At 58.3% G+C, this 18186-nt stretch carries 13 protein-coding genes; 7 read left to right on the top strand and 6 right to left on the bottom strand.

Going from position 1 to position 18186, the window contains the following annotated elements; all coding sequences use genetic code 11:
* Positions 1-70 precede the first annotated feature (70 nt).
* The 6 genes from KB449_RS15205 to KB449_RS15180 all read left to right on the top strand — a co-directional run bounded on the left by KB449_RS15205 (position 71) and on the right by KB449_RS15180 (position 10800).
* A complete protein-coding gene (locus tag KB449_RS15205; RefSeq protein WP_282909189.1) occupies positions 71-973 on the top strand; it encodes an ABC transporter permease in 903 nt (300 codons plus the stop codon).
* Positions 967-1827 carry a carbohydrate ABC transporter permease gene (locus tag KB449_RS15200; RefSeq protein WP_282909188.1) on the top strand — a complete coding sequence of 287 codons (861 nt, stop codon included), beginning with the start codon at positions 967-969 and terminating at the stop codon, positions 1825-1827. The genes KB449_RS15205 and KB449_RS15200 overlap by 7 nt, the downstream gene beginning before the upstream one ends.
* A gap of 71 nt (positions 1828-1898) precedes the next feature.
* Entirely contained in the window at positions 1899-3479 is a 1581-nt protein-coding gene (locus KB449_RS15195; protein ID WP_282909187.1) for an extracellular solute-binding protein, read from the top strand.
* A 23-nt stretch (positions 3480-3502) separates the two neighbouring features.
* Entirely contained in the window at positions 3503-4318 is an 816-nt protein-coding gene (locus KB449_RS15190; protein WP_282909186.1) for a phytanoyl-CoA dioxygenase family protein, read from the top strand.
* Positions 4319-4427: 109 nt separating this feature from the next.
* The gene (locus KB449_RS15185; RefSeq protein WP_282909185.1) at positions 4428-7244 is read left to right on the top strand and encodes a golvesin C-terminal-like domain-containing protein; all 2817 of its coding nucleotides are present in this window, start codon (positions 4428-4430) and stop codon (positions 7242-7244) included.
* A 286-nt stretch (positions 7245-7530) separates the two neighbouring features.
* Positions 7531-10800: an NHL repeat-containing protein gene (locus KB449_RS15180; protein WP_282909184.1), complete on the top strand. Its 3270-nt coding sequence runs from the start codon at positions 7531-7533 to the stop codon at positions 10798-10800.
* Between the two features lie 406 nt (positions 10801-11206).
* Here KB449_RS15180 and KB449_RS15175 read toward each other — a convergent pair whose 3' ends face one another.
* Complete coding sequence (locus KB449_RS15175; protein WP_282909183.1) at positions 11207-12154, bottom strand: transposase; 948 nt, start codon at positions 12152-12154, stop codon at positions 11207-11209.
* Between the two features lie 393 nt (positions 12155-12547).
* Positions 12548-13363, bottom strand: a complete 816-nt coding sequence (locus KB449_RS15170) for a helix-turn-helix domain-containing protein (protein ID WP_282909182.1) — start codon at positions 13361-13363, stop codon at positions 12548-12550.
* 182 nt (positions 13364-13545) lie between these two features.
* Here KB449_RS15170 and KB449_RS15165 point away from each other — a divergent pair, with 182 nt between their 5' ends.
* Positions 13546-14355, top strand: a complete 810-nt coding sequence (locus KB449_RS15165; protein ID WP_282909181.1) for a phytanoyl-CoA dioxygenase family protein — start codon at positions 13546-13548, stop codon at positions 14353-14355.
* 218 nt (positions 14356-14573) lie between these two features.
* Here KB449_RS15165 and KB449_RS15160 read toward each other — a convergent pair whose 3' ends face one another.
* Genes KB449_RS15160 through KB449_RS15145 form a run of 4 tightly spaced genes read right to left on the bottom strand, consistent with a single transcriptional unit; the run spans position 14574 to position 18040 of the window.
* Entirely contained in the window at positions 14574-15419 is an 846-nt protein-coding gene (locus tag KB449_RS15160; protein ID WP_282909180.1) for an ABC transporter permease subunit, read from the bottom strand.
* Entirely contained in the window at positions 15416-16396 is a 981-nt protein-coding gene (locus KB449_RS15155; protein ID WP_282909179.1) for an ABC transporter ATP-binding protein, read from the bottom strand. The genes KB449_RS15160 and KB449_RS15155 overlap by 4 nt, the downstream gene beginning before the upstream one ends.
* The gene (locus KB449_RS15150) at positions 16393-17514 is read right to left on the bottom strand and encodes a hypothetical protein (RefSeq protein WP_282909178.1); all 1122 of its coding nucleotides are present in this window, start codon (positions 17512-17514) and stop codon (positions 16393-16395) included. The genes KB449_RS15155 and KB449_RS15150 overlap by 4 nt, the downstream gene beginning before the upstream one ends.
* Complete coding sequence (locus KB449_RS15145) at positions 17471-18040, bottom strand: sigma-70 family RNA polymerase sigma factor (protein ID WP_282909177.1); 570 nt, start codon at positions 18038-18040, stop codon at positions 17471-17473. The genes KB449_RS15150 and KB449_RS15145 overlap by 44 nt, the downstream gene beginning before the upstream one ends.
* Positions 18041-18186: the final 146 nt, after the last annotated feature.

Here is an 18186-nt window from a genome sequence, read left to right as displayed (position 1 = left end):
ACCGGGTTCGTCATACACTAATTTCAGATAACGCTTACATCAAAGCCGAGCCTTCTGAAAGGAGTATCGTATGGCACTCACTGTCCTGCGAAAATATTGGCCCTTTTATGTCATGCTGCTGCCCGGCGTCTTATTTTACCTCATCTTCCGGTACTTCCCGATGTACGGCATGGTAATCGCCTTCAAGGATTTCTCGATGATGGACGGTATTTTGCACAGCCCTTGGGCCAATCCCTGGTACAAGCATTTTGAAACGTTCTATCAGTCGCCCTACTTCGGGGAATTGCTGAGGAATACGCTGCTGATCAGCCTATACAAGCTTGTATGGGGCACGATCCCGCCGATCCTGCTCGCGCTGCTGCTGAACGAATGCCGGATTCGCTGGCTGCGGACTGTCGTTCAGACGCTGACCTATATGCCTCATTTTCTGTCCTGGGTCATTATCTTCGGCATTTTGATCGCGCTGTTTTCGCAAAACGGCGGCATCGTGAACCGGTGGATCGTCGAGGCCGGCGGCAGCTCGTTTCCTTTTCTGACGTCGACCCAGACGTTTCGCAGCGTGCTCGTCGGTTCGGAGGTTTGGCAAAATCTCGGCTGGGGAGCGATCATCTACCTGGCGGCGATGGCGGGCATCGATCCGACGTTGTACGAAGCGGCCAGAGTGGACGGCGCGGGCCGCTTCCGGATGATCTGGCATATTACGATTCCCGGCATCCGCAGCGTCATCGTCCTGCTTTTTATTTTAAAGCTCGGCCATCTGCTCGACGCCGGCTTCGACCAGATTTACATTCTCTACAATATTCAGGTGTATCCGGTCGCCGATATTTTGGACACCTGGGTTTACCGAACGGGTTTGCAACAGCTCAATTTCAGCCTTGCCTCCGCAGTCGGGCTGTTTAAATCGCTGATCGGCATGGCGCTCGTCCTGTTCGCCAACAACGTGGCCAAGAGATGGGGGGAAGGGATATGGTAAAAGGCCTGGAAGACAGACTGTTTAACGTCTTCGTCTACGCCGTGCTCGTCTTTTGCGCCTTGTTGGCCATATTTCCGATCCTGTACGTCGTCTCCGTATCGATCACGCCCTTCGGAGAGGTGCTGCGCAACGGCGGATTTATCCTCATCCCGAGGGACGTGACCTTTTCGGCCTACAAAACGCTGCTGACGCAGTCGAATCTGCCCCAGGCGTTTAAAATCACCGTACTCATCACCGTTGTCGGCACCGCGGTCAACCTGATTTTAACGGGTCTGATGGCGTATCCGCTCAGTCGCAAAAATTTGCCGGGCCGCCGGATCTTCCTGCTCATGATCGTGTTCACGCTGATTTTCAGCGGCGGCCTCATTCCGACTTACCTGATCGTCAAGTCCGTCGGATTGATCGATTCGATCTGGGCGATGATTTTGCCGAACGCGATATGGAGCTTTAATGTTCTGATCATGAAAAGCTTTTTCGAGGGCCTGCCCGAGGAGCTGTTCGAATCCGCCCGCATAGACGGGGCGAAGGAGTTCCGCATCCTGTTTCAAATCGTGACGCCGCTGTCGATTCCCGTGATCATGACGATCGGCTTGTTCTATCTCGTCGGCCACTGGAACGAATTTTTTCAGGCGATCTTCTACGTGACAGACCGAACGCTGTTCCCGCTCCAGGTGATCGTGCGCGAGATTCTGATGCAGAGCCAGCAGACGCTCGAAAACGCCGACAATATCACGCCCACCCAGACGCTGCAGATGGCCGCCGTCATGATCGCCAGCTTGCCGGTGCTCGTCGTCTATCCGTTTATCCAAAAATACTTTACCAAAGGCATGCTGCTCGGCTCGATCAAAGGGTGATCCGGTCGCCGTCCGGTTACTGGCCAGACGGATGGCGGCCGCTCCAATAAAGCGTATGAAAGGGGTTCGCCATGTCCTCGAATTCCATCAAACGGGCGTCCGCTCTATTGACGTCCTTCGCGTTGCTCGGCGCCGTCGTCTCAGGGTGCGGCAACGGAGGCAACAGCGAAGCCTCCTCGCCGCCTGCAAGCTCGTCGTCCGCATCGAATCCGGCAAGCACGGAGGCCGCTTCGCCCTCGGCCAGCGCCAATCCCGAGAAAAAGATCAAGCTTGAGGTCATCGAGACCGGCAATAACCTGCCTCCGCCCGACCAGGACATTATCAAGAAGGAACTGGACAAAGCGCTTAACGTCGATTTTAACCTGACCGTATACGCTTCCGGCGACGACTACAAAAATCAGCTGAACGTCCGGATGGCTTCCGGCAACTTCCCGGATCTGTTCGCGCTCGACCGGCAGCAGCTGATCGAATTTTCCAAGCAGGGCTTGCTTCTGGACTTGACGCCCTACATGGACCGTCTGAAGCAGGTCAGCACCTTTATCGGAGAGGAGAACGTCAAGAAGGGGGCGGTCGGCGGGAAAGTTTACGCGATCTCCAAAAGCTCGCAGATCCCCTACAACACGTACTTCATCCGCAAGGATTGGCTCGACAGCTTGAATCTGGAGGTGCCGAAAACCATTGAGGACCTGAAAACCGTCGCGGCCGCCTTTACGAACGACGATCCGGACAAGAACGGAAAGAAGGATACGTTCGGTCTGACGGGTGCCGAGCTGAACGGGGCGTTCGCGCCAGTATTCGGCGCCTTCGGCGTCGGCTCGCCCGGCTCGGTCTACGAAAAGGACGGCAAGCTCGTGAACGCGCTGTACGACCCGGCCATGAAGGACGCGCTCGCCTTCATCAAGGACATGATCGCGACGGGCTCCGTCGATCCGGAGCTGCTGGCCAATACGGCGATGCAGCATCAGGAAAAAGCGTTCAAGGGCCAGGCCGGCATCATCTGGATCGACTGGCCGAACATGACAAAGGAAAACATGATCGAGCAGATCAAAGCCGTCAATCCGAAAGCGGAATGGATTCAGATCGAGCCGCCGGCAGGCCCGGCCGGAAAATTCGACGGATCCTGGGAAATCGGCAACACGCCGGGACGGTACGCGATCCCGAAGGCGCTCGAGAAGGACCCGGAGAAGCTGCAGCGCGTATTCGATCTGCTGAACTACGTGTCCGATCCGAAGACCGGATCGCTGCTCGTGCAGTTTGGCGTCGAAGGCATGCATTTCACGAAGGATGGCGACAAAATCGTCATGACGGATAAGGCGGGCGAAGTCGGCTATTCGTGGCTTTACCAGTTTACCGGACGTCCCGAAATGTCGTATTTGCAGACGAAATTCGTGCCGCAGGCCGAATTTATCAAATTTGCGGGCGATCAGCCGCGAATTCAAACGCTGAACGGCTTCGTCGATCTTCCCGAGGGCTATGTCGCCTCCGACGCAGACCGCTATATCAAGGAAGAGCTGGCGAAGTTCGCTTATGGGCAGCGGGACCTGGGTGAGTACGACAAATTTCTGAAAACGCTCGAAACGACGATGAAATATAAGTTGTTCATGGATGCGGCTCAGGAGCAGCTCACCGCGCTAGGTTACGGAAACAAATAAAGAAGAGCGGAGGTGCAGGCAAAGTGAATCGAGAGAACGACCGCAAGCAGCTGGACATACCGGCGCTGAAGGGACAGTTCGAGGAACAAGGCTATCTGCTGCTGCCGGGCGTATTGAACGAGGATCGGGTTCGGCGGCTTAACGAGGCAGTGGACGCTGTATTGGCGGAGGAAGAGGAGAGCCTGTCCTATAACATTTATAACAGCGTGGAGCGCCATCCGGAATTTTTGTCGCTGATCGACGAGCCGACGATCCTGCCGCTGGTCGTGAATCTGCTAGGCTACAACATCCAGCTTCATATCTCTCATTTGACGGTAAGAAAGCCGAATCCCGAGCTGAAGCAAACGGCGACGAACAGCTTTATCGACTGGCATCAGGACGGTCCGCATCCGCAGTTCCCTAAGACGAACGGACTGACCGCAACGTATTATATTAAGGCCTGCTACGTGCTAAGCGATATGTCGGAGCCGAACCGGGGCAATACGAAGCTGATCCCGGGCAGTCACAGAAGGCCTTTTAATCCGAACCAAAAGGACGTCAATATCGCACTAGAAGATGAGGTGCAGCTGTGCGGCAAGCCGGGGGACGTGTTTCTGTTCGCGCAAAACGTGTGGCATGCCGGTGCGCCCAATACGTCATCGTATACCCGCCGCCAGCTGTTTATGGGCTACAGTCCGCTCTGGATGCGGCCGATCGATTACCATCAAGCTTCCGATAAGCTGCTTGAAGGCGCGGACCAGGTCCGGCGGCAGCTGCTCGGCAGCATCAGCGACGATAAATTCAAATATTACGTCCCGCAGGAATCCATGGTTCCGCTCAAGGCGCTGTACCAGGACTGAATGAATCGCACGCAGTTCCATTCGTAGAAAGCACCGCAGACGAATCCCGTCTACCGTGCTTTCTTTTTTTATCCTTGCGAGAGGCAAGATACTTTGGGAGGCGAACATCATGGAAACTCGGCATCCGTTTCGTTTTTGGCCGCTCCTCCTGGCTTTCGTATTGGCAGTCGCATTTCTTCCGACATCCCGCATTCACGGCGAAGATCCCGGCACCGTGCTTCGAACCGGCAACTATTATTTCAGCCTGGCTCCAAATGCGGGAAATTCGCCCGACTACAACGCAACGGGAATCATCCCCGCCTCCACGGGCAAGCTGCTCGACGGATCGACGACGACTTATGCGGGATGGATGGGCAACGGGAGTTTACCCGGCACGGTTCAGGTCGTCATCGATTTGCTGAAGGACTATCCGCTGGACCGGATCAACGTTGTCATGAATTCTCCGAATACCTATTGGGGCTTCAAGGAAATCGTCGTGAAGTACCGGCCGGAAGCGAATACGGACTATTATTATCTGGCCGGAAAGCATGTCAGAATCGGCACCGCGCTTAATTACGCCGTCAACTTTCCGCTGCACGACGCCGTCGCGCGGTTTATCGTCATCGATATGAAGCGGTCGCATGCCTATCAGCACATTCCGCTGAGCGAAGTGCAGATTTATCGGGGCGTCGGGGAGGAAGGACAGAATCCCGGGCCGGCATTGACGCTTTCGGAGCTACAGAACGAAATGAAAAAGGACGGATTAATGGCGGACCGGTACGGGCAGTGGATTTATGACGATTGGCCGGGCAAGGTGACGACGGATGCGCAGCTGCAGCAGGAATATACGTCAGAGGCTGCCGCGCTCGATGACGTCGAACTGGATACAGACGTCTACGATCCGTACGGCGGGATCAAAGCGATGGAGAGGCAGGCCGCAAGCGGCTATTTCAGGCTTCAGCAGATCGACGGCATTTGGTGGTTTATTACGCCGGACGGGTACCCTTTTATTTTGAAGGGCGTCGATACGACCAGCATCTGGGAATGGGGATACGGGACGCCGCTTAAGAAGGCGGACGGGACGCCCCGAAGGGTTTTCGAGGAGCTCCCCGACCCTGTGACCTATGCAGACGCCTACTCCGATGACGCCAACGGCGAGCGGGTCAGCTTCGTGACGGCGAATATTATGAAAAAGTACGGCAGCGATTATGAAGCGAAGTGGGAGGACATCACGAAAAAGCGGCTGATCGATTGGGGATTCAACGCGTTCAGCAAATGGTCGAAGCCTAATACGGTTACGTTTCCTTATATCATGGTGCTGCAGGACCCGCCGAATCTAACCAGAATCGATTGGACGTACGACGTGTTCGATCCGCAGGCCGAATCGATCATCGAGGCTTCGCTTCAGCCGCAGCTCCAAGCGGCGGCGAGCGATCCGTGGCTCATCGGCTATACGTACGACAATGAAGCCGGATGGAGCTCCGACATCGTCGCCAAGGTACTGGCCCTCGGCGCGGATTCGCCCGCGAAGGGAAAGTTCGTCGATTTGTTCGCGCAGCGGCATGATCAGAATCTCGCGGAGGCCAATCAGATTTTGGGAACGAATGCGGCATCGTTCGAAGCTTTGAAAGCGGTTCCGATCACGCTGTCCAAGGTTCCGGCCGCAGACGTGTCGGCTTATATCCAGCTTGCGTCCAGAACGTTCTATTCGACGGTCACCACGATCATCGACCGGTACGATACGAACCATTTATTTCTGGGCTCGTCGATCGTGCCGACCTGGCGGACCAGCCTCGATTGGGATGCGGCATCGATGGAATTCGTTGACGCGTTCTCGGTCGACAACTATACGAAAGATCCGAATTGGATGGCGCGCTACCAACAATTCGGCAAACCGCTGCTTAACCTGGAGTATACGTTCAGCGCGACCCAGCACGGTCTGTCTGCGGTAAATGCGGCAACGAGCGTCCCAACGGTCGCGGACCGGGGTCTTAGCTACAAAGCCTTTACGGAAAGTCAGCTGCGCAACCCGCTCTTCGTCGGCTCCGGATGGTTCTCGTACTACGATCAAGCCGTAACCGGAAGGAAGGACGGCGAGAATTTCAATATCGGACTGCTCAATCAGCAGGATCAGCCGTATACCGATATGATCGCCATCATGAAAACGACCAATGCCGGCCTGGAGGTCGTTCACGGGGACGCCTCGAACCCGACGCTGCCGGAGGAGCCTTTGGACATTATCGTCGACAATCGGGACTCCGGATTTGCCGCAAGCGCAGGTTGGGTGACCAGCGCTTACTCGGCATCCCGCTTTGGAGAAGACTACGTCCACAGCAACAAACTGTCGAACAAGCAGGCGACGTGGACGCCGTATGTGACGATTCCGGGCGAGTACAACGTCTATATGCTGTGGAATGCAAGCGCTGACCGCGCCGCCTCCGCCCGATTGGAGATCGGATACGACGGCGGGATCGATACGACGAAAACCGTGAATCAGAAGACGAACGGCAATCAATGGGTATTCATCGGCACCTATCCGTTCGAGGCCGGGACGGATCAGTATGTAAAGATAACGTCGAACTCCACTACCGAGTATACGATTGCCGACGCCGTAAAATTCTCGTTAGCTTCCGAGGATCCGGTTGGCGCGACGCATAGCCCCGTCTCTTCGAGCGGCTCCGAAGATCCCGAAGTCGGGCTGGACGAAACGGACGACAGCGCAGTTCCGAGCGGCAGCTACTTGCTTAACGGCCGATCGAACGAAGGTGTGAAGCTGCAAGTTACGCTGAATGGCGCGACACAAACGACGCCATATAGCACGCGCTACGTGAACGTATTTCAAGTTCCGCTGAATCTGACGGAAGGATCTAACGCGATAAATGTCGTTGCGACCAGCCGAAGCGGAAGAACATCGACGCTCTCGCTAAGCCTGATCGCTTCCGATTAAAGCTTTCTTTGCACATCCGCGACGAACAGCCGGTCAGGGCAAGAGCTGGCCGGCTTTTGCGCGGATAATCGGTCAACGCCGGCAATTGACCATAATCTACCTCCTTAGCAAATGCCACATCGGCGGAAGCCTTGATTCCATTGGGTTCAGGGCTGTTCGCAACGATCGGCGCGCGAAAAAACGAATGAAATAGAAAACGCTTCCTTTACGGGCCGGCCGCCCTTGCCTATACTCTGGGCTGCAGCAGGGTCGCGAACTCTGCAAGCCTGAGGGGAGAGATGCATTTATGCGAAGCAGGTTGGCAGTCGCGCTGGCGGTCGTCGTTTTGTGGTCGGGGCTGGCGGGCATCGGTGGCTTAAAAGGATACGCGGAAGAGAGCAGGCTGTCCCAAAAAACGTACGGCAGTCCCGAAGAGTTGCTGCCTCCGCTGAATTACACCGTCTCGATCTTTAACGGCACGGTAGGCGAGGAAGAAGGACGACCCGTGCTATACACGACGTCCAAAGGCAAGCCCGGCAATCTTAACGTCATCGACCTCTACGACTACAAGCTGCTGAGAAGCATTCCGCTCGCGCCGTCGGAAAGCTCCTGGGCGCATACCGTCGCGCCGGACGGTACGGTCTATATCGCTGCGGACGGCAGCGGATCGCGGCTGTGGAGTTACTCGCCGGTCACGCATACTCCGCAGGTCGTGGCGACGTTCAGCGGCGAATCCTGGCCGATGAGCATCACGACGGACGACCAGGGTCGGGTCTACGTCGGCACGTATCCGGGCGGGAAGGTGTACCGATACGACCCGTCGACCCGGGAGACCAAGGATTACGGTCGCGTCATCGGCAATATCCCGCAGGAGTACGTCAGGTCTATCGCTTACCAGGGCGGCAACGTGTACGCGGGCACGGCTCACCATCAGATCGTCAAGGTAAACCTGGCGACGGGGGAAAAGACCGATATCGCTGCAGCGCTGTCCGTGCCGGCGGGCAAGGATACGGTCTACGACCTCGACACGATCGACGACCGTTACCTGTTCGCCCGATATACGGACGGGACCGGCGTGCCGGGCCCGGGGTATTTGTACGATACCGAGACGCAGTCGTGGCTTGACGTTGTGCTGGATAACGTCACAGGGCTTCACGAGACGGATTCGCTGGACGGCAAAATCTACTTTATGTCCGACAAGCAGCTGAAGACGTTCGATCTGGCGACGCATGAAGTGGCGCTAACCGGGATGACCTACGGAAGCGGCCTCCGCGGTGCCGATTGGGTCGAGTTTCCCAACCATCCGGAGCTGCCGGGCAAAAATCTCGTGACCGTGAGATTCGACGGCGGCGTTGCCATTCTGAACATCGAGACCAAGCAGGTCCATCTGTATCCGTCGGTCGTGCCCGGCACGCCCGGCGTGGTGGACCGGATTCAGTCCGCGCCCGACGGCAAGCTGTTCGTGAGCGGCGTGCAGACGAGCCGCGGCGCGGCGATCGATCCTTCGGATCTGTCCGTCACGTCGTATGCGATGGGACAAGCGGACAGCATCTACCCGCTTGGCGACAAGATGTACTTCGGCGTTTATCCGGAAGGAGCGCTGTACGCATTCGACCGGAACGCCGCGCCGGGAGAGAACAATCCGAAGCGGGTGTTCGAGCTGGGCGATGACCAGGAGCGTCTCGTTAATATGACGGCCGCGGAAGGCAAGCTTTACATCGCGACGATCCCGACGTACGGCACGCTGGGCGGCTCGATGACCGTCTACGATCCGGCGACCGGCACCGGCACGGTGCATCGGAACGTTGTGCAAAATCAGAGCGTGCTCAGCCTGGCCTATCACGACGGCAAACTTTTCGGCTCGACGACGATCCGCGGCGGACTCGGCTCCGTGCCGACCGAAGCGGAGGCCAAAATCTTCGTATGGGACGTCGCGGGCGACAAGAAAATAACGGAGTTCCCGCTGCTCATCCCCGGCCTCGACAAGCCGATCTTCATCGGCGACCTGTCGGAAGGTCCGGACGGCCTCATTTGGGGCACATCGAACGAATATATTTTCGCGCTTGACCCGGACACGTACGAGATCGTCAAAAGCAAAAAAATTTATCCGAAGTTGAACTATTCGGAGTGGGCGCACTTCCAGCTTCGCTGGTCGGCGGACGGACTGCTGTACGTCCTGTTCAATAACAAGCTGACGGTCGTCGATCCAAAAACGCTGGATTTCCGTACGATCGCCGACGCCTCCCGGTTCGAGCTGGGCGTCGACGGCAATCTTTATATGACGGACGCGGCGACCAATACGATTTTGTATCGCATTCAGGTCGACGGAGAGATCGAGGCGCCGCCGGCGGGCATCCCGCTTGCGGTCGCGAACGCTGGCTTCGAAGAGGCAGGAACCGCGGGAGCGGTGCCGGGTTGGAGCCCGATGTTCGCGGTCGGCAGCGGCTACAACTATGCCGTTGGCGGGGATCGCGTTTTTTCAGGCGCGAAGAGCCTGAATATCAAGGATACGCTACGGACGGCTTCGGTCGCGCTGCAGAGCGATAGGATTCCGGTCGAACCGGGAAAAGTTTATACGGCCGGCATGAAGATTTTCATCCAATCCGGACAGCCGAGCTTCATGTTCCGCTTCTATAACGCTAGCGACGCCGAGGTCGGCACGCTGCAGGTTCATCTGGACGAGAGCCGGCTTCAGCAGTGGCAGGATGTCGTCTTGTCGGGCGCCGCGCCTGCCGGCGCTGTCTACGCAAGGCTGATCGCCGTGACGACGCGCTACAATATTTCCGATGCCTACTACGACGATTTTTATGTATCGAAGGCGGATACCGACGCGCCGGTATCGACGGCGAGCGTGTCGCCCGATTCGAATGCGCAGGGGTGGATTAACGAGGATGCGGACGTGACCGTCCACGCGACGGATACAGCCGGGAGCGGCGTGGCGTCCGTCACGTATGCCGTCCACGGAGCGATGAACGGAGAGCCGGTCACGACGGCCGGCGATATGGCCACATTCCGCGTATCGGCCGAAGGGAAGACGTCGATTACCTACTTCGCGGAGGATCGCGCCTATAACCGGGAAACGCCGCGTACGCTAGACATCAACATCGACAAAACCGCGCCGACAATAACGATGACCGGCGCCGCAAAATTCAGGATCGACCAGCGCGCGACGATCGGCTGCGCGGCTGTCGATTCGCTCTCCGGCATCGCGTCGGACAATTGCGGACAACCGCTCGTAGACTTGCCCGCCTACGAGCTAGCGCCAGGCGCGAACGCCGTGACGGCGAAGGCGTCCGACGTTGCAGGCAACGAGGCATCGGCCGAATTCGGCTACGAGGTGTATGCGGATTATGACAGCCTGTGCGCAGTCTCCGACGAGTTCCTGGGCTCGAACCAGGGCGTGGCGCTGGCGCTGTGCGCTCAGCTCAAGCTGGCGGAACAGGCCGAGGAACGCGGCGAAGACACCGCTAAAAGCGGGATTTTGAAAGCCTACGATCATTCGGTCGCCGCGCTCGCAGGCAAGAAGCTGACGGCCGAGCAAGCCGGCATTTTGCGGAAGTGGGCCAATCAACTATAAGTTTGGACGATAAGGCAGCCGGCCGAATAACCGGCTGCTTTTTTTCTTGCATATGCTTAGCCTTATCCCCGGCGATTCAGCAGCAGGTCAGTGCTCGATCTATCGCTGGATGGCACAAGGCCTTTTGCAACGTTTGAACGATATCCCCTTGCGTCAGGACAGAGACGGTTCTGTTCCTTGCCTCAGGGAATCGCGTCGGTCAAAGATTTCTTGGCCAGGTGCAAGTTGAATTTGGCGTAAAACCGTTCCAGTGAAGGTTGGGCATCAAAGACGGTCCCATCGTTATGCTACAGCCTCCGGTTTCCGCATGCTACGCAACTTTCAATCTCGCTTCTGCACGCTATAGGATCCCGTTCAGCAAGGAGTGAGCGCTAAGAAGCCAACTGCCTTATTCGAAGCAAGGCAGCTAAACGGCACGCCGATCCTGTTGTTGCGCCGGGCGCCTGTAACCCCACTTTAGTGGACGAATGCCCGATCTTGGGCCTACCAGACCTCGATAAGTAATTCTGTTTCGCGTCCCGCAGCATCCGATGAGCTCGGCCAATAACGCGCCGCGGCACGTCAAACGAAAACAGAATTCGTTCAGATAGGCTTGCAAATGCTTAGGGCCGATTCCGCCGAACGTCCAGGACAGCCATTTTACTGCTTCTCTCCAAGCAAAATGGAGCGGCGACCGTCCACGGTGGCCGGGCTCGAGCTTCTTCATATGTCCTGCGGCAAGCCCGCCGGCGACATGTCTTTGCACAAAACGCTCCGCTGCTTCCTCGCCGTCCGCAACGCCTCTCCTCGTCGTATCGTTCCCTTCGGGACCGTCGACGGCTTTCATTTTGAGATGGACGAACTGGTCCGACTCATCGAGGGTGGCGCCTACCACGATCGGCTGGGGCTTTAATGTCTGTTGGGCATTGGAGCTGCCGAGATGACGATGGTATTCATAGCCGTAATATTCGCCGAGCAGTTGCACGGCCCCTTCGAGTGGACGGTCGCGATCCCACTGGCCGATGGCATGGCGAAGCTTATGATTGATCAGCCAAGCGGTCTTGTATGTCACCTGGATCAGCTCGGCAAGCAGCTTGGCGCTGATGCCAAGCTGCATGAGGTACATCGCATGGAACCACTTCGTCAGCGGCGTACGGGAGCCTTCCAACACCGTGCCGGCCGTGATGGAGGTCTGATGGCGGCACGAGCGGCATTCGAAAAGCCGCCTACCGCGAGAAGAAACCTCATAGTAATATGGATGCGCGCAGCGGGGACAGCGAAAGCCATGCGGCCATTTGGCGGCGAAAAGCGCGCTCTCGCAATCGTCCTCGCTATAGACCGGCAGAGAATCCCGAATCGAAATGCGGCTGGTCATACAATTGCCTCCAACAAGAACGTTTGTTCTTATTATAATAAAAAATGGATGTTTGTAAAGAGAGTTTGAAGCTAGGAAAGAGGGCGTCGAATAAGGTCTCATAGATGGAGAGGCGGCGCCGACAGTGTGTAAACGGGCGTAAAGTTTGGGAGAACAAGTGAAAAGGTGAAACGTATCATCCGAAAGGCAGAGGTCCTGACCGAAGGGGATATCGTTAAAACGGCAGGAAGATAGTCGTCCATAGCCTGAAGAAGAACGCATGACGCGTAATATGAGCGGATTTGGTCGCTCGGATTCGAACGCTGACCGGGCGTGCGAGGCTCGGCAAATACATGAATCGCAAAAAAGAGCGGAAATGATCCGCTCTATTTGCCGTTTCCGCCGCATGAACGCTCATCCGCCGTCCGGCCGCTGCTGCAATCTGAATGCGCTTGGATTCGTACCGGCCCATTTACGGAATTGATTCATGAAGTGATTGTAATTGTGGAAGCCGACGTCGTAGGCGACCTCCGAGGCGCTGCGGTCCGTATGCTCCAGAAGCAGTGCGGCCTGCCGGATCCGCATCCGGTTGAGCGCGTCGATGACGGACAAACCCGTTTGCGCTTTGAACAAATGCGACAAACGGGAGGGCGATAGTCCGATTGCCTTCGACAGCGTCTCGATTTGAACGGGGCTGCGCATATGCTCCGACAAAAAATGCATGGCATCCACGACCCGCGGATCGAGCTTGCGGCTCTGCCCCTTCGCCAGCAGCATTAAAATTTCGCGCAGCGAGTTCAGGCACAGGTCGTGCCAGAACTCGCTTCTTTCTCGCGAATCGGATAGAACCCTTCTGAAAGCCTCGTATATTCTCGTTTGCACGGAACCGGGCTCCAACACTAGCACAGATAACGGCTCGGCCGGCAGCAGCTTGTCCCCGATCGACCGGGCGGCAAAATGCGCCCATACGAAATTCCAGGCATCGCCCTTTGTCGTGCCGTACGTATGAGGCGTGCCGGGACCCAGCAGGACGATATCCCCGCGCGCGCAATTTTTCTTTTCGCCGGGAATCGCGAAGAAGCCGCTGCCGTCGAGCGTGTAGGCAATCAGCCAATCTTCCATCCCTTGGGGCCGGCTGGTTGCATAGCTGTCGTCGACCTGAAAATGCCCGGCGATGATGTTGCCCGAGGAAAATCCGCTATATCGAGACGGCTCGTCGTAATTTTCCACTGAATCGCTCTCCCTGCCGCAGTCTTTTATAACAGCATAGCGCCTATCGAAGCCCATATCCAGCGGACAGCAGAATTGTGTGAGAGAAAAGCAGGATTGCTACTCCTCGTCGACGCGCTAAAAAAATATACTGGACCTGCAAGACCGGAAGGCCGGCATAACGATATCGAGGAGGAGAAGACATGGCATATGCGCTTAAATGCTTGACCGAGGAACAAAAAAATAAGTTCGACAATGAGGGCTTTCTAATCGTAAAAGGGCTATACGATCCGCAGCAGCTGCAGGAAATCAAGGATACCTTCGAAGAAATCGGACGCACTGGCGTGCCGGGTTACTACGAACCGGACATGACTGCGGGCGCAGACGAACCGCTGAAGCGATTCCCGAGGGTCATGCACCCGCACCGATTCAACGACACGGCGAAGCGGTACATGCTGCACGGGCCGGCGTTAGCCGTATTGGAGGATTTGTACGGGGAGCCGCCGCTGGCCGCGCAAAGTATGTTTTACTACAAGCCTCCAGGGGCCAAAGGCCAGGCGCTGCATCAGGACAACTTTTACTTGAAAGTGGAGCCTGGCAATTGCATCGCCGCATGGACCGCGGTCGACGAAGCGGACGAGGAGAACGGCGGCATGCTGGTCGTGCCGAAAACGCAGGATTACGAGATCGTATGTCCCGAACACGCCGACGCAAAGGAGTCGTTCACGACCCACTTCGTGAAGCCGCCGAAGGACCAAAAAGCGGTGCCCGTCGTCATGGAGCCGGGAGACGTGCTTTTTTTCAATGGGAACCTGATCCACGGATCGTACCGCAACAAGACGAAGGACCGGTTCCGCCGGGCGTTCATCTGCCACTATGCCAACGCGTCCGCTACGCGCATCGGCCAATATTACCGGCCATTGTATCATGCAGACGGAACGGAAGTGGAGCTGGCACTGAACGCCGACGGGGGACCCTGCGGCGTCGAATTCGAGACGTTGTACCCGCATTGAGGACGGCGCCAGCACGACTTCCATCCGGCGAGCTTCGATGACGCGCGGACGGCGTGCATCCGACCGATGAGGGCTTCGGCCATTACGCCGTCGATCTGCATCGCTGCGCGAAGGGATTTTTCGCATAGCCGTTGACGAAGCATCAGCGCAAGGAGACCCGCGGCTTAACGACTGCCGCGGGTCCTTGCGTTTGATACGTTGGTTCGCAAATGGCGGCGCTACAGGTCCTTCCGGCTGAACGCCCTGCATCCGAGCAGGAGCAGCACCGCCGCATAGACGACCGTATAAAAGAGAAAGGCGTTCGAGGGAACGGTCGGGATGGAGAAGGGGCCTAAATAGGTGCTCGTCAGTCCGGCCCAGTCCGATCCGCCCAAAAGCTCGTATAAACTTCTCCGGTAGACCGAGTCGGTCGGCACGATCAGTCCGGTCAGCAGGGTGAATTTTTCCATGCCGAGCAGCGTTCCTCCTTCGCTTGATATCCCTTCGATGAGACCGCTGAAGAGCGCAAGCCCGTACAGCAGGGCTGAGCAGATGCCGTTTCCAAGCATCGGCAAATAAACGGAGCCTAGCATGGACAGGGTGAGAAGCAAGAGCGGCATCCAGATAAACAAGGCGAAGCCCCGCAGCCAATCTTCTACGAACAGGTGGAGGCCGGTGGCGCCGTGGACGATCCACACCATGGCGACGAACAGAACCGCGCTGTAGGCGGCGATCCATACGGCATGTCCCAGCCACTTGGCCAGATAAAGCTTCCAGCGTGGGAGCGGCCGGGCGGCGACAGCGAGCAGCAGACCGTTCTCTTGCTCGCCCGTGACGGTCCCCATCGACGAAAAAAGCACGAAAAAGGAAGCCAGAAATTGCGCGAAAAAGAGCCCGAGCACCATGAAAACCATGCTGTCCATCAACTGCTTGGCGGCATGGTTCGGCTCCTCCTCCGTCATGCCAGCCACTTCCCTGAGCCCGAAGCCGAACAGAAGAAGAAAGAGAACCGTTAAAATAAGCGTGACCAGGAACACTCGCTTGCGCGTCAGCTCCTTGAAGGTTGCCGAGATGTACATCGTCATTGCAAGTCGCCTCCTTGACGGGAAGCTGCCATCCGGATGAACCAATCCTCGAGGCTGTTCGACTCTGGACCGGATTCGTACAGCGTCAGGCCGCTACGGATGAACAGCGCGCACAGGTAGCCTGCCTGCTCCCGATCGGACACGCGCGCGGACAAGACGGCGTTGCCGTTCGCATCGGTTTCGACGAGCCGCAGCGGGGAGACCAAGGGTTCGCCTGCGGCTTCGCCAAGCGCCGCGAGCGTGTCGGGCAGCCAGCCGCCGACTTTGAATCGCCAGTTGACGCCGCCGTCGCCGGCACCGCCGAGCAGCTCGCGGAGCGGGCCCGAAGCCAGCAGCTCGCCCCCGTACAGGAAGGCCGCTTGGTCGCATAGCGCTTCGACGTCCTCCAGCAGATGCGTGTTGAGAAATACCGTCACGCCATTGGCCCGAAGCCGCTTCAGCAGGTTTCGGATCTCGTGCCTGCCGACCGGATCGAGGGCCGAAGCGGGTTCGTCCAGAATCACCAGCTCGGGATCGAGGAGCAGCGCCGCCGCGAGGCCCAGTCGCTGCTGCATGCCCTTGGAAAAGCCGCCGACCCTCCGGTCAGCAGCATCCGCCAAGCCGACCAGCTCCAGCGTATCCCGGACCCGGCTGCGAAAGGCGGGCGAGCGCGTGTCCCGCGGTCGCAGCCCGCCTAGCTGGCCGTGGAAGCGGAGCACCTCCGTCGGCGTGAGCCACTCCTGAAAGCGAAACAGCTCGGGCAAATACCCGAGCTTGCGCCGTGCCTCCGGCTGACCGAGCGGTTGACCCAGCATGACGGCCTGCCCAGAATCGGGGCGGTGAAGGCCGGCGAGCATTTTAACGAACGTGCTCTTGCCGGCGCCATTCGGTCCCAGCAGGCCGAAAATGCAGCCCTCCGGCACCTGCAAGGTGACGCCGCGGCATCCGCCGCGGCCTTCGTACGTTTTGGTCAAGTCCGCCGTATCGATCATCATCATGGCTGGACAAGCGCCTCGGCCGCGCGCCTGAAGTCGGTCGGCGCCTTAAAATCGTCGGTTTCGGCGCTCAGCAGGCTCATGCGGTCCCCGTCGAGCCACAGCAGAAAGCGCCTGGCGTCGCCTTCTGTCATGATCGCCTCGTATCCGTTCAGCCGCAAGCTCTCGGTCGCGCCTTCGCGCACGGGAACCGGCAGCGTGCTTTGCCAGTCGCCGATGGCGGCCAGCTTGGTGCGCAGGCTATCGGGCAGCACCGGCAGACCCAGGATCGCCTCGCGGACGACGGCCGCATCGATGCCGCCTTCGACCGTCAGCGCGGGCTTGCCGAATTGAAGCAGCCGAGCCGGCTTGCCTGCCAAAGCGCCCTCCATGGAGACGCCGTCCGGAATGCTTAACTTGATCGCCTTGCCGTCGGCGGCTGCCGGCAGGGTGGTGTCGCTTCCCAATCGGGTCAACAGCCGATTGACGGCTTTGACGTTCAGACGGAACGTCAGCACGGTAGCCGGCTGGAAGGAAGGCTCGCCCGGGCTGTCCAGCCGGATCAGCGGCCCGCCCATTCGGGCTTCAGCTTCTTCCCAGGTCACGGTGCGCGATTCGCCGCCGCCCGTTTGGGTCAACGTGCCGTATTGGGCCAGGTCGAAGCTCTGATCTCCGTCGGGCGAGCCGCGTTCGAGCAGGCTCGAGATGGAGGCCATGTCATTTTCCGAAATCCCGACGCCGACCATGTGCTGAATGCGGAACGTATCGAGCATCGCGGCCATCGTTCGGTCCCCGAGCGGGGTGGCGAACAGGCAGACGGCCACGGCAGCCGCCGCTGCGCCGGCGGACAGTCTCCGCAGCCTGCGCTTCGCCGGCTTTTCGGTCCGCCAGCCGCCTCCCGCGTTTTTTAATGCGATTGCGCCGGCCGTTTGGCCTGCCACGGCTGCCAGCGTCGTTGGCGCCGCGCCGTTTGCGTTCGTCCTCTCCATATCGATCGCACCGTCCTTTAGATGATGTTCTACTTCAGCCTGCCGCCAGAACGCGGGGACCGGTTCTCCAGCCGTCGCCCGCTCGAACCGCGCCCAAGCTCGCTCGGGATCAAAGTCCGGTTTCCCGCCGTTCCTTTTGTCCTCGTGATTCATCGCTTGGAGCCTCCTCCTTACCGTATTTCTTCTTCAATCGTTCTTCCGCCCGGGCCAGCAGCGTGCCGACGATCTTCGGATTAACCCCGATCCGATGGGCGATTTCTTCGTAGCTGTATCCTTCTTCCCGCAGCAGCAGGGCGGTCCGATCCCGGTCCGAGAGCTTGTGCAGCACCCGGCGGACGACATCGATCTCCCATTCCCGGATGACTTCCGACTCCACCGAAGGAGCGGCGCCTTCAGACCACGCCGCTACGCGAGCGGTCTCTTTTTCCAACAACGCCTTGCCCGACGCGCGCTGTCTCAAATAGTCGTAACCCACCCGGGTCAGCACCCGGTGCAGCCAGGCGCCGCAGGCTTCCAATCGGTCGGGCGGCTGACGGTAGAGCCTGAGGAACACTTCCTGGGCGAGATCCTCCGCTACCGCGCGATCGCCGGTCAATGCGTAGAGCTTTCGCGCCACGCCGGGATAGTGATCCCGGAACAAGCGTTGGAACAGCTCGGGTACTTGCGCGCCTTCCTCCATGCCGCAGCCATGCCCCCTTTCGATAGATAAGACGAATGCCGGCTCGCGTTTGTATCAGCCTCAAATCGATTTCTTTTCGAGGAGCCGGCATGACGCGTGCCAAACAAGCCTCCGCAAGCGCTACGGATGCCTGTTTTCGGCCGTTC

This window comes from Cohnella hashimotonis (genome assembly GCF_030014955.1).
In the GTDB taxonomy this organism is placed as follows: domain Bacteria; phylum Bacillota; class Bacilli; order Paenibacillales; family Paenibacillaceae; genus Cohnella; species Cohnella hashimotonis.
Note: the sequence above shows the minus strand (reverse complement) of the source record. Positions and strands in the feature narration are given on the sequence as shown.

What these genes read in the sequence shown, in the direction of transcription:
- KB449_RS15195 (WP_282909187.1), top strand. Translation starts at nt 1,899, where the DNA reads ATGTCCTCGAATTCCATCAAACGGGCGTCCGCTCTATTGACGTCCTTC.
- KB449_RS15180 (WP_282909184.1), top strand. Translation starts at nt 7,531, where the DNA reads ATGCGAAGCAGGTTGGCAGTCGCGCTGGCGGTCGTCGTTTTGTGGTCG.
- KB449_RS15160 (WP_282909180.1), bottom strand. Translation starts at nt 15,419, where the DNA reads ATGACGATGTACATCTCGGCAACCTTCAAGGAGCTGACGCGCAAGCGA.
- KB449_RS15205 (WP_282909189.1), top strand. Translation starts at nt 71, where the DNA reads ATGGCACTCACTGTCCTGCGAAAATATTGGCCCTTTTATGTCATGCTG.
- KB449_RS15165 (WP_282909181.1), top strand. Translation starts at nt 13,546, where the DNA reads ATGGCATATGCGCTTAAATGCTTGACCGAGGAACAAAAAAATAAGTTC.
- KB449_RS15175 (WP_282909183.1), bottom strand. Translation starts at nt 12,154, where the DNA reads ATGACCAGCCGCATTTCGATTCGGGATTCTCTGCCGGTCTATAGCGAG.
- KB449_RS15155 (WP_282909179.1), bottom strand. Translation starts at nt 16,396, where the DNA reads ATGATGATGATCGATACGGCGGACTTGACCAAAACGTACGAAGGCCGC.
- KB449_RS15150 (WP_282909178.1), bottom strand. Translation starts at nt 17,514, where the DNA reads ATGAATCACGAGGACAAAAGGAACGGCGGGAAACCGGACTTTGATCCC.
- KB449_RS15185 (WP_282909185.1), top strand. Translation starts at nt 4,428, where the DNA reads ATGGAAACTCGGCATCCGTTTCGTTTTTGGCCGCTCCTCCTGGCTTTC.
- KB449_RS15200 (WP_282909188.1), top strand. Translation starts at nt 967, where the DNA reads ATGGTAAAAGGCCTGGAAGACAGACTGTTTAACGTCTTCGTCTACGCC.
- KB449_RS15145 (WP_282909177.1), bottom strand. Translation starts at nt 18,040, where the DNA reads ATGGAGGAAGGCGCGCAAGTACCCGAGCTGTTCCAACGCTTGTTCCGG.